The sequence below is a fragment of the Algoriphagus vanfongensis DSM 17529 genome (genome assembly GCF_000429465.1).
GTDB lineage: Bacteria > Bacteroidota > Bacteroidia > Cytophagales > Cyclobacteriaceae > Algoriphagus > Algoriphagus vanfongensis.
In genome coordinates this window covers 449,447-476,362 of record NZ_AUBX01000010.1, presented here as the reverse complement: position 1 = coordinate 476,362, position 26,916 = coordinate 449,447, and the positions used below count along the sequence as shown (strand labels likewise).

25 protein-coding genes are annotated in these 26,916 nt (G+C 43.2%); 12 read left to right on the top strand and 13 right to left on the bottom strand.

Annotated elements, in window-relative coordinates:
- Positions 1-53: 53 nt before the first annotated feature.
- Genes G460_RS0107280 through G460_RS0107270 form a run of 3 tightly spaced genes read right to left on the bottom strand, consistent with a single transcriptional unit; the run spans position 54 to position 4,390 of the window.
- The gene (locus G460_RS0107280) at positions 54-1,625 is read right to left on the bottom strand and encodes an ArnT family glycosyltransferase (protein WP_026954734.1); all 1,572 of its coding nucleotides are present in this window, start codon (positions 1,623-1,625) and stop codon (positions 54-56) included.
- 49 nt (positions 1,626-1,674) lie between these two features.
- A complete protein-coding gene (locus G460_RS0107275) occupies positions 1,675-3,018 on the bottom strand; it encodes a sensor histidine kinase (protein WP_026954733.1) in 1,344 nt (447 codons plus the stop codon).
- Positions 3,008-4,390 carry a sigma-54-dependent transcriptional regulator gene (locus G460_RS0107270; RefSeq protein WP_026954732.1) on the bottom strand — a complete coding sequence of 461 codons (1,383 nt, stop codon included), beginning with the start codon at positions 4,388-4,390 and terminating at the stop codon, positions 3,008-3,010. Before G460_RS0107270 ends, G460_RS0107275 begins: the two co-directional genes overlap by 11 nt.
- A 195-nt stretch (positions 4,391-4,585) precedes the next feature.
- On the opposite strand from G460_RS0107270, the gene G460_RS0107265 reads away from it, so the two are divergent.
- The 3 genes from G460_RS0107265 (at position 4,586) to G460_RS0107255 (ending at position 7,629) form a co-directional block, all read left to right on the top strand.
- Positions 4,586-5,011 carry an FKBP-type peptidyl-prolyl cis-trans isomerase gene (locus G460_RS0107265; RefSeq protein WP_026954731.1) on the top strand — a complete coding sequence of 142 codons (426 nt, stop codon included), beginning with the start codon at positions 4,586-4,588 and terminating at the stop codon, positions 5,009-5,011.
- 143 nt (positions 5,012-5,154) lie between these two features.
- On the top strand, positions 5,155-6,732 hold the full coding sequence (locus G460_RS0107260) for a solute:sodium symporter family transporter (protein ID WP_026954730.1): 1,578 nt from the start codon (positions 5,155-5,157) through the stop codon (positions 6,730-6,732).
- 39 nt (positions 6,733-6,771) lie between these two features.
- A complete protein-coding gene (locus G460_RS0107255) occupies positions 6,772-7,629 on the top strand; it encodes an inositol oxygenase family protein (RefSeq protein ID WP_026954729.1) in 858 nt (285 codons plus the stop codon).
- A 15-nt stretch (positions 7,630-7,644) separates the two neighbouring features.
- Here the strand turns inward: G460_RS0107255 and G460_RS0107250 are convergent, their stop codons facing one another.
- The 4 genes from G460_RS0107250 to rsfS all read right to left on the bottom strand — a co-directional run bounded on the left by G460_RS0107250 (position 7,645) and on the right by rsfS (position 11,781).
- Positions 7,645-8,469 (bottom strand): hypothetical protein, encoded by an 825-nt coding sequence (locus G460_RS0107250; protein ID WP_026954728.1) that lies wholly within the window; start codon positions 8,467-8,469, stop codon positions 7,645-7,647.
- Positions 8,466-9,242, bottom strand: a complete 777-nt coding sequence (locus G460_RS0107245) for a UDP-2,3-diacylglucosamine diphosphatase (RefSeq protein WP_026954727.1) — start codon at positions 9,240-9,242, stop codon at positions 8,466-8,468. The genes G460_RS0107250 and G460_RS0107245 overlap by 4 nt, the downstream gene beginning before the upstream one ends.
- A 65-nt stretch (positions 9,243-9,307) precedes the next feature.
- Positions 9,308-11,368 carry an ATP-dependent zinc metalloprotease FtsH gene (ftsH, locus tag G460_RS0107240; RefSeq protein WP_026954726.1) on the bottom strand — a complete coding sequence of 687 codons (2,061 nt, stop codon included), beginning with the start codon at positions 11,366-11,368 and terminating at the stop codon, positions 9,308-9,310.
- A gap of 65 nt (positions 11,369-11,433) precedes the next feature.
- Entirely contained in the window at positions 11,434-11,781 is a 348-nt protein-coding gene (rsfS, locus tag G460_RS0107235; protein WP_026954725.1) for a ribosome silencing factor, read from the bottom strand.
- Positions 11,782-11,844: 63 nt separating this feature from the next.
- On the opposite strand from rsfS, the gene G460_RS0107230 reads away from it, so the two are divergent.
- Both G460_RS0107230 and ahcY read left to right on the top strand, forming a co-directional pair.
- Positions 11,845-12,615 carry a biotin--[acetyl-CoA-carboxylase] ligase gene (locus G460_RS0107230; protein ID WP_026954724.1) on the top strand — a complete coding sequence of 257 codons (771 nt, stop codon included), beginning with the start codon at positions 11,845-11,847 and terminating at the stop codon, positions 12,613-12,615.
- 75 nt (positions 12,616-12,690) lie between these two features.
- On the top strand, positions 12,691-14,010 hold the full coding sequence (gene ahcY / locus G460_RS0107225) for an adenosylhomocysteinase (RefSeq protein WP_026954723.1): 1,320 nt from the start codon (positions 12,691-12,693) through the stop codon (positions 14,008-14,010).
- A gap of 73 nt (positions 14,011-14,083) precedes the next feature.
- Here ahcY and G460_RS0107220 read toward each other — a convergent pair whose 3' ends face one another.
- Positions 14,084-14,887, bottom strand: a complete 804-nt coding sequence (locus G460_RS0107220) for a hypothetical protein (protein ID WP_026954722.1) — start codon at positions 14,885-14,887, stop codon at positions 14,084-14,086.
- 83 nt (positions 14,888-14,970) lie between these two features.
- On the opposite strand from G460_RS0107220, the gene G460_RS0107215 reads away from it, so the two are divergent.
- The gene (locus tag G460_RS0107215; RefSeq protein ID WP_026954721.1) at positions 14,971-15,843 is read left to right on the top strand and encodes an SDR family oxidoreductase; all 873 of its coding nucleotides are present in this window, start codon (positions 14,971-14,973) and stop codon (positions 15,841-15,843) included.
- A gap of 30 nt (positions 15,844-15,873) precedes the next feature.
- Here the strand turns inward: G460_RS0107215 and G460_RS0107210 are convergent, their stop codons facing one another.
- A complete protein-coding gene (locus G460_RS0107210; protein WP_026954720.1) occupies positions 15,874-16,959 on the bottom strand; it encodes a PAS domain-containing protein in 1,086 nt (361 codons plus the stop codon).
- Positions 16,960-17,224: 265 nt separating this feature from the next.
- Between G460_RS0107210 and G460_RS0107205 the strand changes: the two genes are divergently transcribed.
- Together G460_RS0107205 and G460_RS0107200 are read left to right on the top strand one after the other, a co-directional pair.
- Positions 17,225-17,956 carry a DUF2092 domain-containing protein gene (locus tag G460_RS0107205; RefSeq protein WP_026954719.1) on the top strand — a complete coding sequence of 244 codons (732 nt, stop codon included), beginning with the start codon at positions 17,225-17,227 and terminating at the stop codon, positions 17,954-17,956.
- A gap of 12 nt (positions 17,957-17,968) precedes the next feature.
- A complete protein-coding gene (locus tag G460_RS0107200) occupies positions 17,969-18,988 on the top strand; it encodes a DUF6515 family protein (protein WP_026954718.1) in 1,020 nt (339 codons plus the stop codon).
- 44 nt (positions 18,989-19,032) lie between these two features.
- Here G460_RS0107200 and G460_RS0107195 read toward each other — a convergent pair whose 3' ends face one another.
- A complete protein-coding gene (locus G460_RS0107195; RefSeq protein WP_026954717.1) occupies positions 19,033-19,527 on the bottom strand; it encodes a DUF4494 domain-containing protein in 495 nt (164 codons plus the stop codon).
- A 174-nt stretch (positions 19,528-19,701) separates the two neighbouring features.
- Between G460_RS0107195 and G460_RS0107190 the strand changes: the two genes are divergently transcribed.
- Positions 19,702-21,963 carry a patatin-like phospholipase family protein gene (locus tag G460_RS0107190; RefSeq protein ID WP_026954716.1) on the top strand — a complete coding sequence of 754 codons (2,262 nt, stop codon included), beginning with the start codon at positions 19,702-19,704 and terminating at the stop codon, positions 21,961-21,963.
- Here the strand turns inward: G460_RS0107190 and G460_RS0107185 are convergent.
- The gene (locus tag G460_RS0107185; RefSeq protein WP_026954715.1) at positions 21,957-22,436 is read right to left on the bottom strand and encodes an Mpo1 family 2-hydroxy fatty acid dioxygenase; all 480 of its coding nucleotides are present in this window, start codon (positions 22,434-22,436) and stop codon (positions 21,957-21,959) included. The two genes, G460_RS0107190 and G460_RS0107185, sit on opposite strands and share 7 nt — an antisense overlap.
- Positions 22,437-22,510: 74 nt before the next feature.
- Between G460_RS0107185 and G460_RS0107180 the strand changes: the two genes are divergently transcribed.
- Genes G460_RS0107180 through G460_RS0107170 form a run of 3 tightly spaced genes read left to right on the top strand, consistent with a single transcriptional unit; the run spans position 22,511 to position 25,740 of the window.
- A complete protein-coding gene (locus tag G460_RS0107180; protein WP_026954714.1) occupies positions 22,511-23,641 on the top strand; it encodes an NAD(P)/FAD-dependent oxidoreductase in 1,131 nt (376 codons plus the stop codon).
- A 45-nt stretch (positions 23,642-23,686) separates the two neighbouring features.
- Positions 23,687-25,147, top strand: coding sequence for a Na+/H+ antiporter NhaC (gene nhaC / locus G460_RS0107175; RefSeq protein WP_026954713.1), 1,461 nt, complete (start codon positions 23,687-23,689; stop codon positions 25,145-25,147).
- The gene (locus G460_RS0107170) at positions 25,144-25,740 is read left to right on the top strand and encodes a 3'-5' exonuclease (RefSeq protein ID WP_026954712.1); all 597 of its coding nucleotides are present in this window, start codon (positions 25,144-25,146) and stop codon (positions 25,738-25,740) included. The genes nhaC and G460_RS0107170 overlap by 4 nt, the downstream gene beginning before the upstream one ends.
- Before the next feature lie 14 nt (positions 25,741-25,754).
- On the opposite strand, the gene G460_RS0107165 is transcribed toward G460_RS0107170, so the two are convergent.
- On the bottom strand, positions 25,755-26,240 hold the full coding sequence (locus tag G460_RS0107165) for a hypothetical protein (RefSeq protein WP_026954711.1): 486 nt from the start codon (positions 26,238-26,240) through the stop codon (positions 25,755-25,757).
- A 55-nt stretch (positions 26,241-26,295) separates the two neighbouring features.
- Complete coding sequence (locus tag G460_RS0107160; RefSeq protein ID WP_026954710.1) at positions 26,296-26,916, bottom strand: ABC transporter ATP-binding protein; 621 nt, start codon at positions 26,914-26,916, stop codon at positions 26,296-26,298.

Genomic DNA, 26,916 nt, shown 5'->3' with positions numbered 1-26,916 from the left:
AAGCTTACCAAGCTTTTTCTAATATAGGATTTCTTCCCTTCTAATTTCAAAATTTAGGGCTCGTCTGAGGTCCTTTCCCAGGTTTTCTTTTCTTCCTTTACCTCTTCTCGGAGAATGGCATTGATATCAGTTTTGGCTCCGCGGAGGTAGTGAACGGTGGTTCCTTTTTCTCGGGCTAAAGGATGGGTAATTTTGCCGATTTCCCGGTATTCTTCGAAGAAATTAAGTTCTCGTTCGCTGATCTTTTCATCTTTTTCCCAAACCAAAATCAAATGCTGCACCGGTTCCTCCAGATCAAACCAATAGAGGTAATCGGCATTCATCGTCAGCGCTTCGAGTCCTTTTGTTTTGGAATAAAAATTAATCGCGCCAGCCTGCCCGTAATTGTCGCAAATAATCATGATGCGTCCTTCTTTGGGCATTTGTGCATAGGCCTCATCGACCAGTGTCGCCAACTCACTCCAGCCCAGCATATCTGCAAAATCCTGCGGAATAGGATGCAATTGCCCATCTTCCCATCGATTGAGATCCAAAGCCGCATAGTTCGGAGGATCCGACATCAGCTTATCGGATGAAAAAACTGGGTGAATCAAAGAAAATGAAGGATAAAAAAGTGCTGGAGGGATCAAGAGAATCAAGACATGATACCAAGCGAATTGGGTTGAGGATTCGCTTCTTTTCTTGAGCAAGAATTTTTCTAAAAGTTCTGAAAGCCAAACCCCTCCAAAGGCCAAAAGCACAGGATAAAGCCCGATAGCATAGTAGCCTTTTGCCTGAAAATAGGTAAAAATGGCCATGGTAAAAAGATAAGACCAGGCCACAAAACGGAGTTTGTGGGTGCTTTTTCCAAACCAGAGAAATAATAGTCCAGCGATCCAAAGCGGAATAGTCGGATAGAAAAAGAGCAATTGCTGACTGAGAAAACCGATTCGGCTGGAGTTGACAAGCTGGGTTCTGCGAAGGAGTTCCATATGGGTTAGCACTGGAAAGCCATTTTGCCATTGCCAAAGGAGGTTGGGACTAATGAGCAAAACCAAGAGCAAAATGGAGAAGTAGAGGTGTTTGTTTTGGAAAATACGGCGCTGAGGTCCTATCAAAAGCGCTGGAAGTAGTCCTAGTCCCAAAAATGCAATATTGTACTTGTTGAGTATTCCGATGGCAAAGGAGATCGCCATCAGGTAAAGCCATTTGCTATCAGACTCAAGGAAGTATCTGATCAAGGTGTAAAAAACGAGCGTGTAGCAGAGGATGTCCACTGAGTTGGGTTGGAAAAGAATATTCAACCGGATCAAAGCCGAGCAAAGCAAAGCCATTGCTGCAAGACATTGAGCAAATAGGTTTCCGCCGATTCTCTTTACCAAATCCCAGACTAGCACCAAAGTCAGTACTCCAATCAATGCTGGGAAAAAGCGAACCCAAAACTCTCCTCCGCCTAAAAATTCTATTAAAAGAGAAATCCAAGATGTCAGGGGAGGAACAGACAGGTAGCCCCAAGCCAAATGCTTCGCCTGATCCAAGTGAAGGTATTCATCCCGATGCAAATCAAAATCCGGATGAACCGCCAACCACTGCAGAATGAATTTGGCAAGGATGAAAAGAAGGAGTACGATTGTCGATTTTTTCATCCTGATGTTTTACACTTGATTGATTGGGTTTATCTAACTCAATTAAATTTTACCCATTGAAAATCAATTTGAACGTCGTTCCCTCGCCGATTTTGGAGCGAACCTGGATGTTTCCTTTGTGACGTCGCATGATTTGCTTTGATAGGGAAAGTCCGATACCCGAGCCTTTCTTTTTGGTGGTGAAGAAAGGAATAAAGATTTTACCCATGGCTTCTTCTTCGATTCCCTTGCCCGAGTCACAGACTTCGATGATGATTTTGCCGGCTTCATCGATAAAGGCTTTGAGCCGGATGAGTTTTTCATCTGAATCTTCGAGTGCTTGTATGGCATTTTGAGTCAAATTGATCATCACCTGCTCGATCTGAGTCTGATCTCCGAATAGAATCAATTCTTCGGGATTGATCTCCTGAATCAAATGCACCTGTCCAGCTTCCAACTGATGATGTAATAATACTTCCAACTGCTCAAAAAGGCTGGAAATCCGGATGGAGGTGAATTTGGGTGCGGGTATATGTGCTAAGCTGCGGAAATCTGACACAAAGTCGATCAGGCCTTCACTTCTTTTTTCGATTGTAGCCATTCCCATCAGAAAGTCCTCCAATTCCTCTTCAGTGGCCTCTTCATTGTGCTCTATTTTGTGCTCGATCTCGGACTTGAGTGTGCCGGCAAGGGAAGAGATAGGAGCAATGGAATTCATGATTTCATGTGTTAAAATCTTGACTAGATTTTGCCAAGCCTCCATTTCCTTTTCTTCAAGTTCAGATTGGATGTTTTGTAGGGATACCAATTTGAATTTTTCACCCCTCATCAGCAATTCTATGACATAGACCGATAGCTGCATGATGCCATCGGGATGAGCGATCTTGATAAGTTCTGAACCGCCAGTTCGGAGATTTTGGATGGCCAGATGCAATTCTTTATTGACCTGCTCGATTTCAGCGATGTTTTTGAGTTCATCTACGTTGAGAATGCGTTTTGCAGCGACATTGAGAATCTGGATTTCTCCATTTTCTCCAAAAGTAATCAGGCCTATGCTGAGGTGCTTGAATACCGATCGGAAGTAATGGTAATTGGCTTCTTTTTCGGCTTGATCTTCTTTCAGTTTGGCTAGAATCGCATTGAATTCGATGTGAAGATCATCCGTTTCGGTCCCGTCAAATTTGACCGGATAGACCTGGGAATATTTATCCTGCTTGATGTTGTCTAAGAAAGTGCGGACTTTTTTGAAGGAATTTTCACTGTATCGGAGCAAAAAGATAATCTGGATAATAACCAAAATGACGAATAGGGATGTGATAAACACTCCCCATTCGTCAAAGAAAGTATAAGCCAGCAGGAAAAGAGATGCGGCCAGCAGGGCGATACGTCCAAGTAAGCCTACTTTATAGTCCATATTTTTCCAGTCTTCTATACAGGGAAGCTCTAGTCAATCCCAGTTCCTTGGCAGCTTTGGAGATATTTCCTCCATTCTTATCGATGGCCCGCTGGATCGTGCTTCGCTCCATGTCATCAAGATTTAGCGTATTGTTTACAGGTGCTTTTTCGGAAGCTGGTTTGGCTGAAAGAAAGAAGAAATCCCTAGAGTCCAATTGATCTCCTTCTGCCATGATGATGGCTCGCTCGATGGCATGCTGCAGTTCCCGGATATTGCCTGGCCATGGGTATCTCTGGAGTAGCTCCATGGCGGAAGGGGTGAAGCTGCTGAAGTTTTTTCTATACTTCTGCGCGTATTGTTTCAAGAAAAAGCTGGCCAGCTGAGGGATGTCGTCATGGCGCTCCCGAAGAGGCGGAAGAAAGATTTCTACCGTATTGATCCGATAGAGCAAATCTTGTCGGAAGGTATTTTCCATGACCATCTCATGCACCGGCATATTGGTGGCGCAGATCAGTCGGATATCCACCGGAATGGACTTATTGGTACCGATGCGAGTGACTTCCCGTTTTTGCAATACTGTCAATAATTTGGACTGAAGTGGCATGGAGAGGTTGCCGATCTCGTCTAGGAATAGCGTTCCCTTGTCAGCGACTTCAAATCTTCCTGCACGGTCATCCTTGGCATCGGTAAAAGCACCTCTTTTGTGTCCGAAGAGTTCGGATTCGAAAAGCGTCTCTGTGATCGCTCCCATATCTACTCCGACAAATATTTCGTCCTTTCTCAAAGAACGCTCGTGGATCGCTCTGGCGATTAGTTCTTTACCAGTACCGTTTTCTCCCAAAATCAGCACATTGGCATCGGTTTGAGCGACTTTGTCAATGATTGAAAATATATTTTTCATCGAAGCACTACTTCCGATGATATCTGTATAGGGCTTTTTGAGATCTGATTGAAGCTGCTTTTGCTTTTTCTGAAGTTTATCTACTTCATTGTAGCTTTCTTTGAGGCGAATCGCAGCGGATAGCGTGGCTAGCAGTTTTTCGTTCTGCCATGGTTTTAGGATGAAATCTGTCGCACCTTCTTTCAGTGCCTGTACGGCCATTTCTACATCTCCAAATGCCGTGATCAAGATGACGACTGCTTTGGGGTCGATTTCTTTGATTTGACTCAGCCAATAAAATCCTTCCTTGCCTGAAGTGGTATCCTCTCGGAAGTTCATGTCCAGTAGGATGACGTCGTAGCTGTTGTTGTTGATCAAAAATGGAATCCTTCGGGGGTCTTTTTCGATGGTGACTTCTTTGGCGTGCTTCTTAAGCAGCATTTTGGCCGCAAAAAGTAAATCTTCATTGTCATCGATGATCAGAATTTTTCCAAGGTCTTGATTTTCCATAATCCGTTGTTTTGCCCATTACTAGGGGAAAATGATGCCAACGCAATTTAAAGGCTTATTTCGACACTTTTAGAATGAAGCTGTACGATATTGTACGCTTTTATGCTGATTTCGGACAATGTGTCTCGATTCTGTTCGGTTTTATAGGCGACTTATTATTCCTACCTTTGTCCTTTCACAAAAAAGAAAATTACAATGCAAGCAAAAAAAGGTGACAACGTGCAGGTGCACTATACTGGAAAATTAGAGGATGGAAGTGTGTTCGATTCATCAGTACAGAGAGAACCGCTTGGTTTCACCGTAGGTGGAGGTCAGATGATTCAAGGATTTGATGCTGCCGTAGACGGAATGGCTGTAGGGGACAAGAAAACTGTCACTATTCCAGCTGCTCAGGCCTATGGAGAGCGCAGAGATGATATGATGATCGATGTGCCTAAGACTCAGGTGCCGGCCGATATCAAGCCTGAAATCGGAATGCAACTGACCCTACAAGGCGGTAACGGACAGCCAATGCCTGTCACTGTGACTCATGTGGATGATGAAAAAATCACTCTTGATGCCAACCACCACTTGGCTGGTAAAGATCTTATTTTCGATATTGAATTGGTGAAAATCGGATAATCCGAATCTCCAGCAGAATTCTAAAAAAGGCCTTAACAGGGCCTTTTTTGTTTTTCAAGGAATTGAAACGATTCCGTAAATCTTCTGAGGATTGTTGGGTAAGTCAAGTATATTAAGTGTTTGGTAATCACCATTCAATTAACATGACCCTGACTATACTTTCTTTTTTAGCCTTCACGGCATTTGTAGCTATTTTTTCCTGGTATCAGTTGCGCAAAGACAAGCTCAATACGCAGGATGGCTATTTTCTAGGTGGCAAAAGTCTGACGGGAGTAGTGATCGCTGGGTCCATGCTGCTCACCAATATTTCTACTGAGCATCTGATCGGAATGAACGGTTCGGCTTACAAGAATGGATTCATCATCATCGCTTGGGAGGTGACCTCAGCGATCGCTTTGGTCATCGGAGCGCTTTATTTTATTCCCAATTACCTCAAAATGGGTCTGACCACCATACCACAGTATTTGGAATTGCGGTTTGATCGAATGACGAGGACTCTGGTCGCTCTTTTTCTCATCGTTTCCTTTGTACTGACACTGTTGCCAATCGTACTGTATACCGGAGCGATCAACTTGGAGAGTATATTCAATGTATCGGAAACCTTTCAAGTCAGTCATCAAGAAGGGCTGTGGCTGACAGTGATAGTCATCGGAGTGATAGGGTCCATTTATGCCATTTTTGGAGGCTTAAAAGCCGTGGCCTATTCGGACACGATCAATGGGATAGGCTTATTTCTTGGCGGTCTTTTGGTCCTAGGGTTTGCACTTTGGGACATAGGAGAGGGGAATTTGATCGGAGGATTTCAAAAAGTATATGCTGCTGCGCCTGATAAATTCAACGTGATCGGGGCCAAAGATTCTGTTCTGCCTTTTGAGGTTTTGTTTACGGGTCTGATGATTAATCAGCTTTATTTCTGGTGTATGAATCAGCCGATTATTCAGAGAGCATTGGGTGCTAGAAATCTAGCCGAGGCCCAAAAGGGATTATTGTATACAGGTATTTTGAAGCTTTTTGTTCCTCTCATCATCATACTTCCCGGTGTGATCGGCTTCTATTACTTTGGTGATAGTCTGTATGATACTCAAGATTTGATCTATCCCGAGTTAATTAAAAAAGTCCTTCCAGTAGGGTTGACGGGTTTCTTTGCTGCGGTGGTGATGGGAGCGGTATTAAGTACATTCAACAGTGTGCTGAACAGCACGGCCACGATCTTTAGTTTGGGGATTTATAAAAGGCATTTGAATACCAATGCCAATGACAGACAACTCGTCTGGGTGGGGAAGTTGACCTCGATCATTTTGGCGATTTGTGCCATCGTAGCCGCTCCCATGGTGGCTGGCGCGCCAGATGGCTTGTATCAGCTTTTGCAGCAGTTAAATGGGATCTTCTTCATTCCGATTGCGAGTATTATTCTGGCAGGACTATTTATCCCCAAGATCTCAGCTTCCGGTGCCAAAGCAGGACTTTTTATCGGGTTGCTGTTTTATATTTTGACAGTATTTGTATTTCCGGTGGATATCCATTTCGTTCATATTTGGGGGATAGAGTTTGTGCTAAATATGCTAGTGATGGTGGGAGTATCTCATTTTTATCCCAATACCAATCACTTCAAGCTTACCAGTAAAGATGCAGTAGAACTGAAGCCTTGGAAATATGCCAATCATTTGGGAATGCTCTTGGTAGTGCTCACTATCGTGATCTATATCTGGCTTGGCAATTGAAATAGTTGAAAATTAATATATTAAGGTAAATTTATTGCTATGAAAGAAGTGACTCCACACCAAATGGAAGAGCTCTGGGAAGAAGATCTTTTGCAGCGCTATCCCGAGCCAGGTACATCCGAAAAAGCCAAAGAAGAATTCCGGAATTATGACAATCCGGGTAGAGATACCGTGCGAGAGTTTTATAGGCAAAATCACCTGAATCAGACCTATGATTTTGTGCTTCAGAAAGAGCAGGATTTTTTGAAATTTGACCGAAAGGAGATGACGCTGTGGGAAGCGGTGGAATTTCTGAACACGCTGATAGATGACTCGGACCCTGATACAGATCTAGATCAAACGCAACATTTGCTTCAAACATCAGAGGCCATCCGTGCTGATGGTCACCCAGACTGGTTTGTTTTGACAGGGTTTTTGCATGATTTGGGAAAGGTTCTTTGTCTCTTTGGTGAGCCTCAGTGGTGTGTGGTAGGGGATACTTTTCCTGTGGGATGCCAGCATTCTGACAAGATAGTCTATCCAGAGTTTTTCAAAGATAATCCCGATAGTCAGGATCCCAGATTCAATACCAAGTATGGTGTTTATAAAGCAAATTGTGGTCTGGATCAGGTGCACATGTCTTGGGGGCATGACGAGTACATTTATCAGATCATGAAGGACTACTTGCCAGAAGAAGGCTTGGCGATGCTCCGCTACCATAGCTTCTATGCCCAGCATAGGGAGAAAGCTTACAATCATCTGATGAATAAAGATGATCATCGCCTATTTGAATGGGTGGACAAGTTCAATCCTTATGACCTGTATTCTAAAGCGGCTGTTCCACCTAATGTCAAGGAATTAAGGCCTTATTACGAAGACCTGGCTGCGAAATTTTTGCCAGATACCTTGAAGTTTTAAAACTGCAATCTAGTGCTAGTTGAAGGCTTTGATTGCACTCGGAATGGAGTACAATTTGATTTGATCTGAGCCTGTCAGCGCCACTACTTCTTGACCTATTTGGATACCCAGAGATTCTGCATCAGGGGTGACTAGAAGCGGTGACTTTTCACCGGTTGCGATAGACATGGAGAAAATAATTCCTTTCTCGATCCAGAGCAGATGCTCTTTCCAATAGCAAAGTCTCTCGATACCGAAGAGATCTAGTTGCTTGATCAGATTGCCTTGGTTGTCAAAAATAAAGACTCCCAGAGCAGGGATATTCATGAAAAGTAAGTTTTTAAACTCCCTGATTTCTTTGACGTCCAACTGTTTGTTTCCCAAAATCAAATTGAGAGGCTGGGAGTCTAAGACAATATTTCTTAGGTAGTCCAATCGTTTAAGAGAAAGATCTGATTCATCCCAAATCCAAAGAATATTGTTATTTCCTAAGGTGACAGCTTTTGCCAGATTGACTTCTGGGAGAAGTAGGTTTCCGTCCGAAATCGGGTTGAGAAACCGATCCAATATCCGATAGGATTGGAGGTCATAAGAAAAAGAGAAAATATTGACAGTCCAATTGGCTTCCAACTGGCTTAGTTTTCCTTGTCTGGGGGGCGAGAAAAAATTCTTTCGTTCTCCTTTGGCATTGAATAAAAAGATGTCTCCGTTTTCATTGCTGGCAAACAACTGATCATTGGTGTCAAATGAAATCAGATCCAGTTGGTTGATAGAAATATTGGCTATGGGCTCGGCTGTCCAGGGTTCTTGCGCTTTGGCTAGTCCGGATACTAGCAAAAAAAGTAGCCAGAGCTTTTTCATTCTTCAAACTTTTTCAGACTCACCGAGTCAGCAGAAAACTCCAGATAGGTATACTGGCTGACCCACTCTCCAAGATTGAAATAAGTAGAGTCAGAGCCTACTTTCAGTTCCAGGGGCAAATGCCTATGTCCGAAGATATAATAATCATGGTGGGACACAGCTTCTGTCTCTTTGCAATATTGCCAGAGCCATTCATCCTCGCCTAGGAAGTGACTTTCATTCTTTTCCAAATTGGAAATCCGACTGCTACCAGACCAGGCTTTTGCAAGTTTGATCCCCAGATCCGGATGAAACCAGCGAAACAGCCATTTTGCGAGTGGATTTGTGAAAAGTTTTTTGAGTCGCTTATAGGAATAGTCTCCCGGTCCGAGCCCGTCTCCATGTCCGACCTGCAGGAGTTTGTCATTGACTCTCACTTCAATCGGCTCATGATAAACCGGAATGGATAGCTCTTGGGTGAAATAATCTTTCATCCAGAGATCGTGATTGCCCGTGAAGAAATAGAAAGGAATGCCTTTTTCTCGCAGCTGGTGCACTTTAGAAATAAAAGGAATGAAGCCCTTGGGGATCACTTCACCGTATTCAAACCAAAAATCAAATATATCCCCAACCAGAAAAACAGCAGCGGCATCGTCCTGTATCTGATCCATCCATCGGATGATTTTTTGTTCGCGGATTTTGCTCTCTTGTGAATTGGGTGCCCCAAGATGAAAATCTGAAGCGAAATATAGCTTTTTGTCCTGAAGAGTAAGGTGCAAGGAGGCTGATGGCATTTGGAAAGATAAATTTCAAGCACAAAAATAAAAAGCCCCGCTGATAAACGGGGCTTTCAAATCTATCAATTTTCAGCTTTGGGCTCCGGATCAGGAGCTGCTTCTACCTCCTCGGGGGCCTTTGGACGGCTTTCGATTTGGTCAGGAGCTGGCTGCTCTTCTATGCCTCCTTCTTTCTTATTGGTGAAAGCTTGGTAGGTAGTTTCTTTGGCAAAAGGTCTTTTACCGATCAATTTTTCCAGATCAGATTGGAATAGGATTTCCTTTTGCAGAAGTTCTTGTGCCAAAGTTTCCAATTCTTCACTTCGCTCTCTTAGTAGATCCAAGGTTCTTTGGTACGCAAAATCAATCAATTTATGTACCTCTTGATCGATCAGTTCGGCAGTTGCTTCTGAATAAGGCTTGGTCATTTTGTAGCCGTCACTTTTACTGTCGTAGAAGGATACATTGCCTAATTTCTCATTCATACCATACACAGAGACGATTGAGTAGGCCATTTTGGTGATCCTCTCCAAGTCGCTCAAAGCACCAGTGGAGATTTTACCAAAGATGATTTCCTCAGCAGCTCTACCACCCAGAGTCATGCACATCTCATCGATGAGTTGCTCTGTTTGATACAGGAACTGCTCCTTAGGTAAGTATTGTGCATAGCCCAACGCAGCAACACCTCGAGGGACAATACTGACTTTCACCAATGGATCAGCATGCTCCAAGAACCAACCGGCCACGGCATGACCGGCTTCGTGATAGGCTACGATTTTCTTTTCCTCAGGAGAAATGATCTTGTTTTTCTTCTCTAAACCTCCGATGACTCTATCTACTGCATCTTGGAAGTCTTGCATATCCACAGCGGATTTATTTCTTCTAGCAGCGATCAACGCAGCTTCATTACACACATTGGCGATCTCGGCTCCTGCAAATCCCGGAGTCTGTGCTGCCAATTTTTTAGCATCTACATCATCGGAGATTTTAATTGGCTTCAAGTGTACTTTGAAGATCGCTTCTCTGCCGACAATGTCTGGCTTGTCGATGGAGATCTGTCTGTCAAATCTACCAGGTCTAAGCAAGGCGCTATCCAGTACATCCGGTCTGTTTGTAGCCGCCAATACGATGACGCCTGTATCGGTGCCAAAACCGTCCATTTCTACCAATAAGGAGTTCAGTGTATTTTCTCTCTCATCATTGGAGCCTGGCATCTGGCCTTTCCCTCTGGATCTACCGATCGCATCGATCTCATCGATGAAGATGATACAAGGGGCTTTTTCTTTGGCTTGCTTGAAAAGATCACGTACACGAGCTGCACCTACCCCTACAAACATTTCCACGAAATCAGAACCTGAAAGGGTAAAGAAAGGGACACCTGCTTCACCTGCTACTGCTTTTGCAAGCAAGGTTTTACCAGTACCCGGAGGGCCTACCAGCAAGGCGCCTTTCGGGATTTTACCCCCAAGTTTGGTGAATTTGGAAGGGTTTTTTAGGAATTCTACGATCTCCTGAATTTCTTCTTTCGCTTCATCTAGGCCTGCCACATTGTCAAAAGTGATTTTGACCTTGTTTTCGGCATCGAAAAGCTGGGCCTTGGATTTGCCCACATTGAAGATCTGACCACCTGGGCCAGACGGGCCTGCCATGCGTCGCATCATAAACCAGAAGAAGACGAACAGAAGGATCAAGAAACCGACACTGCTAAACCAAGAACCCCAGTTTTCCTCAGTGGTCACGGAGTAGCCGATACGTTCAGAAGCGTCTACTTGCTCTTCCAGTGCATCAAAATCAGTTGCAAACTTATCAGAAGAAGCTACCTGAAGGGAATAATGCGGACCATTAGGATTGAAAAAGGTCGCGTTGGACTCCAATTCATTCTTATATTTTTCTTTGGAAAGGGCAGATGGCTTCAGCGTGATGTCTACCCGATCCATATTTTTGACGATCATGACTTTGGCGACATCGCCAGCCTGATACATGTCTTCAAATTTCTTTTGAGTGATGTCTACCATCGCTCCCCTTTGATTGATCCAAGTAAGGCCAATCAATACCAAAACAGCCGTAATAATCAGCCAAAGCTGAAAATTGGGCTTCTGGGGAGGTTTTGGGACAAATTTTTTGCTTTTATTTTTTTCGCTCATTGATCAGTATGTAAATCTCCAAACTTAATGTAAAACGGTTTGATAGGGTTAAAGTTTGTTTCTATTTAATCCACTCTGGTGATCTGGGCATCTCCCCATAGATCTTCCAAACCGAAGAATTCTCTTTTGTCTTTTAGGAATATGTGGGCGACTACATCTACATAATCCATCAGGATCCATTGTTTTCCGCTTCTTCCTTCACTACGATAGGGGGGCTTTTCTCCGGCTTTGATCACCTGCTCTTCGATGGAGTCGGATATGGCTTCTAGTTGTGTGTCTGAATTGCCGGAGCATAATACAAAAAAGTCACTTACGGTATTTTTGATTTTTCTAAGGTCCATCACCACGATGTCAGAAGCTTTCTTTTCTTCCATTCCTTTCACGATGATTTTGCTCAGCTCTTCTGCTGTCATATTTATTAGTTAATTTTGTAATGCCTGCGAAAATCACTAGGGTGTCAGGCAAACCGAAAATTTATGTATAAAATTCTTGCCAACACCATTTTTTTAGGGAAAGATGTACATTTTCTGCCAGAGTGTCACTCGACCAATGACACAGCCCTCCAATTAGTCAGACAAGGAGAGGCAAAGGAAGGGACTATTGTGATCACTGCCAACCAGACACGCGGAAAAGGTCAAAGAGGTAATGTCTGGAATGTGCAGCCAGGTGCTAATTTGACTTTTTCGATTGTTCTTCGGCCTGATTTTATGGATATATCAGAGCAGTTTTATCTCAATATGGCCATCTCCAATGCCATCAAATCGGTCTTGTCTGACTATGTGCCAGCCTTGAAAGTCAAATGGCCCAATGATCTCGTCGTGCCAGGCGCTGGCAAACTAGGTGGTATCTTGATAGAAAACTCCATAGGTCCCAAAGGTTGGGAATATGCAGTAGCAGGAATGGGTTTGAATATCAATCAGGTGGATTTTTCTGTCCCTGGACCTGTTTCGTTAAAGGCGTTGACCGGTTCTCAATTTGATCTGGAAGAGCTTTTTCGCTTATTGGTCACAGAAATCGAACAGATGTATATCCTATTAAAGAAGGGAAAATGGGATATAATTCGAAACACTTATCTGGCTGATTTGTTTCTGAATGGAGTAATGGCTGAATATGAGACAGATCATGGGGCTTTTCGAGGAAAAATCACAGGAGTGGATCCGTTTGGTAGGTTGCAGGTCGAAATGGAAAATGGTGAAATTCAGCAGTATGAATTCAAAACCATTCGCTTCCCAAGCTATCAGAATTGATTTCTTAATCCCATAATTTAGCGGTACATTTGCGGAAGTTTTTGAATTAGTCTATTTCAATAAATCAATGATATTATGTCAGAAATTCAATCTGAAAAATACGTTCAGTATAAAGTAAAAGATATCTCCCTAGCAGAATGGGGAAGAAAAGAGATCAAATTGGCTGAAGCAGAGATGCCAGGTCTGATGGCTTTGAGAGAGGAATACGGAGCTTCTCAGCCTTTGAAAGGTGCCAGAATTGCAGGATGTCTACATATGACTATTCAGACAGCTGTTTTGATCGAAACACTTGTTGCTTTGGGAGCTGAGGTGACTTGGTCTTCCTGCAATATTTTTTCTACACAGGACCATGCTGCAGCGGCTATCGCAGCTGCAGGGATCTCAGTTTATGCTTGGAAAGGCTTGAATGAGCAGGAATTTGACTGGTGCATAGAGCAAACCTTGTTCTTTGGTGAAGAAAGAGCACCTCTTAATATGATTTTGGACGATGGGGGAGATTTGACCAATATGGTTTTGGATCAATACCCTGAGTTGGTTGCCGGAATCAGAGGTCTTTCTGAAGAAACCACTACCGGTGTTCATAGATTGTATGAGCGTATGAAAAACGGGACACTTCCAATGCCTGCTATCAATGTCAATGACTCTGTGACAAAATCTAAGTTTGACAATAAGTATGGCTGTAAAGAGTCTTTGGTAGATGCGATCCGTCGGGCTACCGATGTGATGATGGCCGGTAAAGTAGCTGTCGTAGCAGGGTATGGTGATGTAGGGAAAGGTTCTGCAGCATCTCTGAGAGGAGCTGGTGCTAGAGTAATCGTCTCTGAAATCGATCCTATCTGTGCATTGCAAGCTGCTATGGATGGTTATGCTGTGAAGAAAATGGCGGATGCTGTCAAAGAAGCGGATATCGTAGTGACTGCTACCGGTAACAAGGATATTATCTCTGGCGAGCATTTCAAAGCCATGAAGGACAAAGCAATTGTTTGTAACATTGGTCACTTTGACAATGAAATCGATATGGCTTGGTTGAATAAGAACTACGGTCATACCAAAAATGTCATCAAACCTCAGGTCGATCTGTATGATCTGGATGGAAAAGAATTGATCATCTTGGCCGAAGGACGTCTCGTGAATCTAGGATGTGCCACAGGACACCCTTCTTTTGTTATGTCCAACTCCTTTACCAACCAGACTTTGGCTCAAATCGAACTTTGGGAGAAGCATGAGGAATATCAGCCTGGAGTCTATGTGCTTCCAAAGCACTTGGACGAGAAAGTGGCCGCACTTCATCTTGCCAAACTAGGTGTAGAGCTAGATACGCTTTCTGAAGAGCAAGCTGCGTACATCGGTGTGTCGGTTGAAGGTCCTTTCAAACCGGAATACTACAGATATTAATCGCTAATACGATTCAAATAAAAAGCCCTGAATTTGAAAGAATTCAGGGCTTTTCTATTTCCAGCTCATTTTTTCATGGATTGAGAAGTAGTTTTCTTCCATCGGGTAGCACTCCGTAAATATCCACTTGGCAAGAGTCTTTGGGGAGATATTCAAGTGAATGAGAAACTGTTTTGTTGGGTTCCCGGCTGACTAACCATGCTTCTTTTCCACCTTGAGGATAGTAGTTGCCGCTATCCAGACAAGATAAATTGGTCAGTCTAGGCAGTGTCACATCCCAAGTGACTTCTCTTCCCGCAGGGTTGGTTCCCGTGGCAGTCCCAGTTGACTGAATTGACAGCAGCCTAAATAATACACGGTCTATTTCATGATAAAACTCACCTGTAAGCTTAGTAGTCAATTCCGACTCAGTTTCGAAGGTTAAGGCTTCGAAATTTTCCTGAATGTGAAGTGCGTCTATTTGCTGATAGGTTTTGCTTCCGGATACTTTGGTGTTGCCGTATTGATAATCATCAAACTGCACTAGCCAACTGGCATCGTTGCCGGATTCAAGGCTGTAGGTGATTGTGATTTTTCCTGTGCGAGCGACGGGGTTTATGAGTTCACATTCCACTGGATTACTGAAGTCCAAGATTACTTGTCTGCTTGAACCATCTACTGTGATACTAGGGCATCCAGGAATTGCTTTGTCTCCCAAAATCTGATAATCAACAGCTCTCATCAGTGTGAAATATAGACTTTCTCCCCAGACAGTGGAGGTCTCTAAAAGTTGAGATGCTTCGACGGGGAGATTTGTCTGAATAGTCCTGTCGGCATCTTCTGTACAAGCACTGAAAAGTAGCACTGAAAGAAGCAAAAAAGCTGAAATCTGACGCATATTCAATTTGGTTTGACTGGATTTTCTACTTTCAATTACCAGGCCGAGTATTTATATTGGATGGATATAAATCCAAATTTACTATGAAATTCAACGAAGGAATGCTCAGAGCAGGTGCTTTGAAAGGGAAAAATATCTTGGTGACCGGAGGAGGAACAGGCTTAGGTCGAGCGATGTCTGAGTATTTTTTAGAATTGGGAGCGCAGGTGGTCATCACATCTCGAAAGCTCGATGTACTGGAGAAGACAGCGGATGAAATGATGAATTCTTCAGGGGGAAAAGTAGTTCCGCTTGCATGTGACGTAAGAGAGATAGAGCAAGTGGAGCAAATGTGGGCGCAAGCCAATCAGGTCTTAGGTTCCATAGATGTCGTATTGAACAATGCTGCTGGCAATTTTATCAGTCCTACAGAGAGACTTTCCACCAATGCATTCAATACAGTCTTGGATATTGTCCTCAAAGGAACTTCCCAAGTTACCTTGACTGCTGGAAAAGACTGGATCAAAAAGAAACAAACTGGTACTTTTTTGAATATTGTGACGACCTATGCCTGGACAGGATCGGGCTATGTGGTACCATCGGCTGCTGCCAAAGCAGGTGTGTTGGCAATGACCCGCTCTTTGGCAGTGGAATGGGCCAAATACGGAATTCGATCCAATGCCATTGCACCAGGTCCCTTTCCTACAGAGGGTGCGTGGAGTAGGTTGCTGCCTGGTGATTTGGTGAAGAAATTTGACCCTGCCAAAAAAGTGCCTGTTGGAAGAGTGGGGGAGCATCAGGAATTAGCCAATCTGGCAGCATATCTGGTGTCTGATTTCTCATCTTATGTCAATGGGGAAGTGATGACTATAGATGGAGGAGAGTGGCTCAAAGGTGCGGGGGAATTTAACAACTTGGATCAAATCCCTTCTGAAATGTGGGACATGCTGGAGGCAAGTCGAGGAAAAAAGCAATGAGCCCCAAGGTGATTTGGGGCTATCTCAAAGCTAAGTGGAAAATCCGGAATCTTTAGAGTCTGTTGGGGAAGGTGGTTTTGCATCTTCCTCAAAGATTTTGTGCTGCTGTACTGACTCTTTGATGCTCTTTTTCAGCGCTTGATCCAGTTGGTTAGTTTCTTTTTTGATCAGATCCAGCATGTTTTGTGATTCGAGCGAATGTGACTCCAAAGAAAGAATATCGATAAGTCCCAAAATATTGGCTACACGGGCTCTCATGGTATGGGATTGGTGAAAAGCCAAATCTCTCAAAAAAAGATGATGCTCCTTGAGCCAAAGTTCCTGTTTTTTCTTTTCTGTGATATCAATGATGATACCCTGGACTTTCTGAGCGCTTCCGTCTTTGGCCCATTCATTCGGTTTGCCAAAGGCCATAGCCCAAATGATTTGATGTCCTTTTGTCAAGAGTCTGAATTCTTTTTTGAAGGGGATAGCTCCAGAGTTTTTGAAATGAAGTACTAGCTCCTTGGCCAAAATGAAATAGTCCTCCGGATGGATGTGCTTTTCCCAAGAGATTTTCTCAGCTGTGGCTATTTCTGCTTCTGAATAACCCAAGGCCTGAGCAATTCCCGAACTCAATGTGCTGGCTTCTTTTTCTTGTGGGCTGTATTCCCAGAAACCCAAGAGTCGATTTTCCAGCAAGCTGTCTATAATCTGAGTAGGGGATTCCTCATGTTCGATAAAATCACCTAACTGGATGTGATATGGCTGAACCGGGCTCAATGGATGTCCTAGACCAATGCATGTTCCCGGTTCATCTATTACAAAAAAGAATTCCCATTTGGTTGGGAGAAGTTGGCCACTTGGATGATTTATTTTTTGGAGCTCCACAGCAAAGGATTGATGGTGGAGATTCCAAGCTTTCTGTCTGTGACTTTCATATTTGATCCAGTCGGAAGACAAAAAGCAATCTGAAAAGTGGATGGGTTTTTTAGTTTTTTCAAAAAGAGAAGGGACAGGTCCCAGACCAGAGTCGGAGCTTAACACATCTCCTTTGCTGTCTAATGTCACCTGCATAAAATATTCGGAGGTAATGGCCATCTCAGCCAAGACTTCCAGAAACTTAAAGTTACTCATTTGAAAAGTCAGTAATAAATACAAAATACAATTAATTGTATTTAAAAAGCAAATAAAAAGATTGGTATCGATCTGATGAGACTATTTAGCTGATGCCTTGCGGATTGTTTTATTCCAGTATTTTTGACTTGGGGGCACAGGGGAGTAGTGGTCGTTTTCACTAATTAATAAGAGTGAAGAATTCTTTTTAATTAAACAAAGACTTTATTTTGATTTTAAAATATATCCAATGGAATGCTTAACTTAAAGCTTAAATATTTTGACTATGAAAAAAAGATACGGATTGTTTTTAGGTCTCTTTCTGCTATGCCTGCCGGGGTTTTCTCAGGAAAAAATAGTGGACAGCACTGCGGTCAGGATCCTGGATAGGATGAGTACTTTGGTGGGAGATATTAATTCCCTCGGCTTCACGACTAGGATATGGAAAGATGTAGCATATTCAGATGATTTTTTCATTAAAGAATTCGAGTCCAGCGAAATAAAGCTGAAGGGGCCCAATAAGTTTTATGTGAATACAAAGGGGGAGCGTAAGTCAGACTTGTACTTTTACAATGGCGATCAGGTGATTTATTACTCCTTGCTCAATAATATTTACACCGCCGCTGCCGCTCCGGATAATCTTATCGAAACCCTGGATTGGCTGTATCAGAGCTTTGATATTGAGTTTACGATTGCCGATTTTTTGTTTCCGGATTTTACTGAGCAACTCGTGGAGTCTATGGACCGAATTGAATACCTCGGTCAGGTGCATATCGATGGTAAGCCACTTTTCCATATTGGAGCTAGTAATGAGCGGATGACTGTTCAGTTTTGGATAGAAGAAGGGTTTTACTTTTTTCCATCCAAGATTTTGATTACCTATCTAGGAGACCCATACGCTCATCAAGTGGAGGCTTCCTTTACTGAATGGAAAGTGAATGAGGACTATCCAGATCCTTCATTTGAATTTTTGCCACCTCCGGCGGCTAAACAGATCACTTGGATTGAAAAAAACTAAGCAGTGCATATCATGAAAAATTTCAAACATATACTTCTCGGACTCTCTGTTTTGGGAATGCTCCTATTACCTGATTATGCAGAAGCTCAGCGAATGCGAGCTGGAGCTGGTAGAGCAGGAGGTGGACGTACGATGTCTAGGCCCACAAACACTAGACAAATGCCACAGCGGACAACAACGTCACGTCCAGCTCAGTCTAGACCGACTACTCAAAGTAGGCCAAATAACTCTCGAAATACTTCCACCAGAAATGTGCCTGCTGCTAAAAACTCAAGTAATAGGGCTACGATCAATGGCGGATCCAAACGGGTGACGAACAACAAGTCGACTCAAAACAAGGTCAATAATATCCAGGGAAATCGCACAGGAAATAAAAATAATGTGGGAAACCGGGTGAATATCGACAATAGCAGAGATGTCAACATCAATGTGAACAATAGTCGTAATAATATCAATGTCAGAAATAACCATGTCAATAATTACAGGCCTTATAGACCACCTTATCGCCCGTATCCACGCCCTCCCTATGTTTGGGGCGGGTTTGGCTTCTCGTGGTTTAGACCCTACTATTATCATCCCTACACCCCGTTTTATTGGGGGCCTGTCTGGCATCCATGGGGTTTTTTCGTAGCCACATTAGCTGTCACGGCTATCGTCGTATCGGTCGAAAATCAGGATTATCACTATGACGAAGGGGTTTTCTATGTAGAGTCTGATGATGGCTATGTGGTAGTAGAGGCTCCTCAAGGTGCGACCGTGAAAGTAATTCCGAAGGAATCGAAAGAAGTAGAAGTGAGTCCTACGGTAAATAACTACTACTACGGCGGTACTTATTATGAAAAATCAGATGGAGGCTATACCGTAGTACCCCCACCGGCAGGTGCTGTAGTAGATGCTCTACCTGAGGGAGGCGAAGAGGTCAAAGTCGGTGATCAAACTTACGTGAAGATCGGCGATACTTATTATATGCCTGTGCAAGAAGATGGCAAGGATGTCTATGAGATAGTACAGGTAGAAGAAGTAGAGGATTAATTTTATCTACTAAAAATGAAAAAGGCCGCAAATGCGGCCTTTTCTTATTCTGACTCTTCAGTTTCACTGACAGGTCTAAAATTTCCTGGAGGAAGTTGCTCAGCCACTTCATCTCTTTCATATGGAAAGACCTCTACGATGGGACTTTCATTGATGTCGGGGACGCGAAAACTCACAAGCATATTGCTCAGACTTTCTTGGATTCTTTCGTAAGCTTGCTTCACATCTTCTGCTGTCACGATCATGTATTGGGTGACCTTTTTCTCTTTGCCACTTTCTCCATCAGCCACCAGATAGGTAATCTTACATTTGTGCCAAATGTCCTCATCTTCATAGAAGAAAACATCAACAATGTTACTTTTGCTGATCCCCGTGACCTGAAAGTCTCCTCTAATCTGCGAGCCAAGTCTATCATATAGAATCGCCTCCGCTTCAGTAAAGGATACAGCATCTACGAGGTACTGCTCAGAAATATTTTTAAGTAAGCCTTGTTCGTTCTCTTTGGCGTACTTCACTTTGCATAAAAACCAGGTTCTCATCTCATCTTCATTTGGGGTTTGAAGGTAAAATTATTCGCCCGAAGGACCATATCCTTTTCTGTTAAATTCCAGGGTTAAAATTGTTTATTTTGTAAGTTTCTGAATTTCAATACTCTTCAATTTATCTTTTTTGAATGTGGATAAAAGACGTATCTTTTAGTGAGTTTGCTGGCTATGAGGAACAAGTTTTGGTATAGTTTCCCGATTCAATTATTACTACTTCATCTAAGGAAGAACCTCACTCTTATTCTAGTCTGGGTGCTTTTGCTCCTGATTATTTTTGAAAAGTTTGGAGTGCTTCTGGGTATCCCGTATCTGTTTTTGGATCCTGAGTACCTTCATCAGGTCTCATGGTTGAGTTATTTGCTGATGGGGATAGGTTTGGCGGTCTTCACGATGGCTTTTCACATGACTACCTATATCATGGACGGGAGAAACTTCCCATTTCTGGCTGTAGTGAGTAAGCCATTCATTCACTTTTGCATCAATAACTCTATTATTCCGACGGTTTTTTATGTGTGTTATTGCATTCGTTTTATCGGTTTTCAATTACAAAATAACCTTCCAGACGAAAGTTTGGTGGCAGGATATTTTGGAGGTTTTCTGGTAGGAACTCTCCTGACCTATGCCTTGATATTCAGTTATTTTGCTTTTACCAACAAAGACTTTTTTATTCTTTTTGCCGGAAATGTAAATGAACGGCTTAAGAAGGTCAAGCTCACTAGGGCGAGTGTCCTGAGTAGGTATAAGGAGTTGAAAGATAAAAAGGAGCAGGTTCAGTATTATTTAGGAATGAATTTTAGACTGATACAGGTTCGGCCAGACATTTCTCGTTTCGAAAGACAAAAGCTCCTCAAAGTCTTTGATCAGAATCATCTCAATCTCTTTTTGATCCAGATTTTTCTGATCCTATTCATTTTGTTTCTTGGGGTTTTTAAGGAAAATCCAATTCTTCAGTTGCCAGCGGCAATGAGTTCTACGCTGCTATTGGCTATTCTGGTGATGCTGGTGGGGGCAGTAAGCTTTTGGTTGAGAAATTGGTCCACTGTGCTTGTCTTTTCCGCTTTGGTTCTTATCAATTACTTTTCCAACTTTTCCTTCCTGAATAGACCTCATGAGGCTTTTGGCTTGGATTATACAGTGACTCCGGCTTCCTATCACCTGGACCGACTCGATCTTCTCTTGCATCCAGATACGGTGCGAAAAGACCGGGAAAACACCATCCGAATCTTAAATCAGTGGAAAGCTCAGGTAGGATCTGAAAAACCTAAGCTGGTCATGGTGGCTGCCAGTGGAGGAGGACAGCGATCTGCGCTTTGGACATTTCATGTTCTGCAGCATCTTCATGAGATCAATGGAGGAGTCATCAGTCGTCACACGGAGTTGATGACTGGAGCTTCTGGAGGAGTGCTGGGAGAGGCGTTATTTCGGGAAGTATATCTGAGATCTCTGTCAGACTCAGCTTATAATCCTTCCGACTCGGTTTATCTGGATCAGCTTTCGGCGGATAATCTTAACCCGATCATTTTCACCTTGCTAGTCAATGATCTCTTGATCAGGAATCAAAAGTTTGAATACAATGGCTTTAGATATCTAAAGGATAGGGGCTTTGCATTCGAAAATCAGTTTAACAGCAACACCCTAGGGCTTCTGGACAAGCCGCTACATGCCTATCGTGAGCCAGAGTCTCGAGGACTGATTCCTCTGATGCCGGTCACTTCTCTGATCACCAATGACGGGCGCAAACTCGTGATATCCCCTCATTCGATGTCTTATTTAGGCACTTCCTTGATGGGGAGGATGGGAGCAAATGAGAAAAAACAAAGCATTGATTTTTTGCGATTTTTTGAAAAACAAGGGGCCGAAAACCTACGTTTCTTGACCGCATTGAGAATGAGTGCCACTTTTCCATTCATTACTCCCAATATAGAGTTGCCTTCCCAGCCAGTGATGGAGGTGATGGATACAGGACTGTCGGACAATTTTGGGATTCAGGATGCATTGAGGTTTACCTATGTGTTCCAAGATTGGATAGAAACTCATACATCAGGTGTGGTGCTGGTCACGATTAGGGATTCTGAGAAGTCCACAGAAATAGTTGAAAAACCATCTCCTAGAATTTTTGAACGGGTCTTCAATCCCCTGAAAAATATCTATTCCAATTGGGACAATGTACAGACTATCCAGAATGAGGTATTGTTCAACTACATGGCCGAATCTATGCCATTTGATTTGGAGAAAGTCGAGTTTGAATACGCTCCAGAGCTCGTACAGGTGGGCGAATTGACGGAAAGTCAGGAGACCATGAAGCGTGCTTCGCTCAATTGGAGACTGACATCTCAGGAGAAAGAGTCTATTCTTTTGAGTATTCACACTTCCAAAAACCAGAATTCACTCGCACGTCTGCGTGAGATTTTTGATCAGGACAATCAGTAAGCCAGTCCGACTTTTTTGAACACAAAGTGCATCAGCCAGGCCGGTCCAATCATCAAAAACTGAATATCCTTTAAGAAGGATGGTTTTTTTCCTTCGACTTTGTGGCCATAAAACTGGATGATCCAAGCCAAAATAAATATCCCCAGACTGATCATCCAGAGTTTTCCAGGAAATGCCAGGTCAAGGAAATTTGCGAATGCCAAACAGAAGGCAGAAAACAGCAGCATGCCCAAAGCCAGCGGAACAGATAGTGTGATATAGTAGATCAATACGACAAAGAGGATCACAGTGGCCCAATTGGCAAAATTGCCGAGTACCGGACGAAACTCCGCAAGCTGGTCCGACGGAATGCTGAAAATCAAACCCACAATGCTAAAAAATATTGCGGGTACACAAAACCAATGAATCAGTTTGTTAGTGGGGTTCTGATGACTCAACCCATATTCGTGGAGCAATTCGTCAATTTTTCTCATGGCATTTTGGGTGTTTTTCTGAAGATTTGGATTTAAATTACTAATTCTCCACCGAAAATTGATCCATTTGTCACATGTTTAGTTATTGGGAAGACAAGCATTTTTTTAACTACGATCTTCTAGTGATCGGTGCTGGATTTGTCGGGTTATCCACCGCCATTCATTTTCAGAGAAAGCACCCCAAAGCAAAAGTTCTAGTGCTGGAGAGAGGCGTTTTGCCCACGGGAGCCAGTACCAAAAACGCCGGATTTGCCTGTTTTGGAAGTTTGACGGAGATTCTGGATGACTTTTGGACGATGACCCAAGACGAAGTGGTGGACCTGGTAGCCAGGCGATACAAAGGATTACAAAAAATCAGGAAGGAGTTTGGTGACAAAAAGCTCAGCTACAAGTCCAATGGGGGATTTGAGTTGATAGAAGAGGGGCAGTTGGCAGCGATGGACGAGATTGGAGCGATCAATAAAGTTTTGAAGGATGTATTTCCGGGGCCAGTGTATTCTGCAGTGCCAAAATACCGGAAGTTAGGCTTTGGCGAGACAGTCAGAGCAGTCATCAAAAACAAGTATGAAGGAGAGCTTGATCCGGGCAGCTATGTCTCCTCCCTATGGGAACTTGCAGGAAAGCTTGGAGTCAAAATCATAACAGGGCTAGAGGTGCCGGATCTGGATCCAAATCAGGGAAGAGTAGTGGGAAAGGAGCTAGGAATGAACCGAGAGCTAGTCTTCCAGGGAGATATGATAGCGGTGTGCACCAATGCTTTTACTTCGAAAATTTGGGAAAATGAACAAATTGAACCGGGTCGCGGGCTTGTCATGATTTCCGAACCTCTTGATTTTAAAGTGCCTTGGAAGGGCTGCTTTCATTTGGATAAAGGCTATGTGTATTTTCGTCAAGTGGATGGGAGGTTGCTTTTGGGTGGAGCTAGAAATATGGATTTTCAGGGTGAAAAGAACTCTCAATTTGAAGTGAATCCCAAAATCAAGCTACACTTACAGGAGCTGGCTCAGGAAGTGATCTTTCCGGGAATGCCTATCCGATGGCACAAAGAGTGGACAGGTATCATGGCTTTTGGTCCCAGCAAATCACCCATCATCCAGAAAATTGGGGCTAGATCAGCCGCCGCAGTACGATTGGGAGGGATGGGAGTAGCACTGGGATGGCAAGCAGGGAAAGAACTCAGCGAGCTATTGAGCAAAGGGAATTGAATATTTTTGGTTAGATTCAAAGCTTAAATCACCGACAAATAATACATGCAAGATAAAATACGAGATCCCAAAGTGCTGGATGCACTGATTCCCTTGATTTTTTTGATTGTCCTTTTAGTGTTGAATATCAGGGTATTTGGGACGGATGGATTGTCTGGTTCCAATCAGATCGTATTGGTACTATCGGCAGCAGTAGCAGCTCTGGTCGCCAAATACAGGTTGGGTTTTAGTTGGGATACGCTGCAAGATGGGATGATTCAAAGTATCAGCTCCGCGATGTCCAGTATTTTGATTCTTTTCTTAATAGGAGCTCTTGCAGGGACTTGGTTGCTCAGTGGGATTGTACCAGCTATGATTTATTATGGACTTCAGGTACTAAGCCCTACGATTTTCTTATTTGCTGCGTGTTTTGTCAGTGCAGTAGTATCAGTATCCACTGGTAGTTCATGGACTACAGTCGCCACAGTTGGTGTAGCACTGCTGGGAATAGGCAAAGCATTGGGATTTGAAGAAGGGATCATCGCTGGAGCCATTATCTCTGGAGCTTATTTTGGGGATAAGATGTCACCTTTGTCAGACACGACTAACTTGGCACCCGCTATGGCTGGTACTGATTTGTTTACGCATATTCGACACATGGCAAAGACGACCGTGCCTTCAATAATCATCACTTTGATTTTATTTATAGTCATTGGGTTCAATTATGAAACCAATGGATCAGTGGATGATGTGAAAGCTATTTCCGCTGTGATTGTTGAGAATTTTAATATTTCCGCATGGCTGTTTATTGTGCCGGCTGTTGTCTTGATTTTGATAGTCAGAAAGGTCCCGGCTATTCCTGCATTGTTGGTAGGAGCTTTGTTAGGAGGCGTTTTTGCTGTGATTTTTCAGCCGGAGATCATTGTATTGATTGCAGATGAAGGAGGTTCCTATGCTTACCAAAGCTTCAAAGCTGTGATGATGTCTTTGTATGGAGAGATCTCAGTGACTACCAGCAATGATGTGGTCAATGAACTCTTAGTCACGAGAGGAATGGGAGGGATGCTCAATACGATTTGGTTGATTATCTGTGCGATGATCTTTGGGGGTATCATGGAAGTAAGTGGTATGCTTCGGGTTTTGGCAGAAGCTGTCATCCGAAAAGTACACAAAGTAGGTTCGCTTATAGCTTCTACAGCTGCTACTTGTGTGTTTTTCAATATTACCACATCCGATCAGTACTTGGCTATTTTGGTTCCGGGTAGGATGTACGCAGATATCTATAAAAAGCGAGGTTTGAAACCGGAGAATCTCAGTCGGACTTTGGAAGATTCGGCGACGGTCACTTCAGTTTTGGTGCCTTGGAATACATGTGGAGCGACTCAAGCTTCCGTATTAGGAGTTGCTACCTTGGTGTATGCTCCTTTCTGCTTTTTCAATATCATTAGCCCCTTTATGACGATCCTTTATGGTTATCTCAAAATCGGAATTAATTTTTACGAAGAGGACGAAGAACTATCCGCATGATCCCTTTTAAAATCAGTAAAGAAGAAGTAAATGCCCTGCCTTTGGGCCAGTTTGAAGGTGAAATTTTCCTAGTCGAAGATCAGGAAATGGTCGAAGAGGTGGTAGAGTTTTTAGAGACTCAATCCATGCTAGGCTTTGATACAGAGACCAAACCATCCTTTCGTAAAGGAGTGGTCAACCAGGTTTCTTTGCTTCAATTGTCTACGACTTCTCAAGCCTTTCTTTTCCGACTCAATGAGGTCGGGTTTCCTGATTCTATTCGGAATATTTTAGAGCGTGAGACGATTGTTAAGATCGGTGCTGCGGTCCATGATGATATCAAGGGGTTGGCAAAGCTGACCGATACTTTTTATGCGAAATCCTTTTTTGACCTCAATGATGAGTTGAAAAAAGTGGGTTTTCACAATGTGGGCGTAAGAAATCTCTGTGGAATGGTTTTGGGAATGAGAATATCCAAAGCTGAACAGGTCTCAAATTGGGAGGCAAATACGCTCACCGAAAAGCAAATGCGCTATGCTGCCACGGATGCGTGGGCTTGCTTGGAGATATTTAATAAGCTCCGATCGGAAGGCTATCTGGATGAATTGTTTTAGAGCAAAAGCTCTGCTTATTTCAAAATCAAGTTGAATACATAATCGCCTGCGACGGCATGTGTTCCTTGCAGTCTGGCTCTAGGAACAGGGATGCTAAATTGTAAACGAAGGTTGTCACCGGTGCGCGTGAAGGAAATCTCACGGCCAGCTGCTGGTTGAGCACCGGAAAGGGAGAATTTGTCGAAATTACTTCCTGCAAACGTCCAGTTGCCTGAATTGTCGAAAAGATCGTTGTTATTACTGCTGGTATAGGTTTTAGATGAGGTGGAGCTTAAGGTCAATTCAAAAGACTGATACAAGTCCGTCACTGTCGTGCCGCCTCGCGTCACCGAACCTCCTCCTGCGACAGTCCAAGTCAAGCTCCCGGTTCCTGTCAGGGCTTCAGTAGCCTTTTCTTCAGGAGTCTTTTCCGGTTCTGGTTCTGGATCGCTTCCTCCGCAGGAAATCAAAATCAAGGAGGAAATGCCAATAAAAGCCCAAAACAATAATGCCTTTTTCATACAGTCAGATTAATTAGTTAAAATTAAACATCTCCAGCGAAGATCAAAGAAGAGTCTACTTATAATCCTCTAAACTTATTTTTTGTTGGCAAAATTCAAACTCTCTCGGTTCATTGGAACAAATAAGCAGTATCTGCTCAGCACTATAGGCTTCGATTAAATCAAGATACCAACTCACTCCTTTCTTATCCAAGTTGGAGGTAGGCTCATCCAAAAACACCAAAGGCACATCCGAAAACAAAGCCAAACCAAGTTTGACACGTTGCTTCATGCCTGAACTAAATTGAGCGACAGGTTTGTGGATATGCTGGTCCAAATAGAGAATCTCGATCATTTTTTCTTTAGAAAGATCGTTTTTGGGATTCTTGAATTTGAAATGAAAATCCAATAACTCTCCAAGCGAAAACTCTTCTGGTAGCTCCATGTAAGGAGCGACTATCGCAAGAGATTTAAACCAGTCAGAATCAGAAATAGCTTGTGAGTCCAGCGAGTAAGTGATTTTTCCTGAGGTCAGAGGAATACTACCGCTGAGGCATTTGAGAAGGGTAGACTTGCCGGAACCGTTACTCCCGGTCACGGCAAGTCTGTCTCCACTTTGAAGTGAAAGATTGAGATTTTTGAAAATCCATTCGTATTGGAAGCGTTTGGAAGCTTCTTCGATTTGGATTTTCAGCAT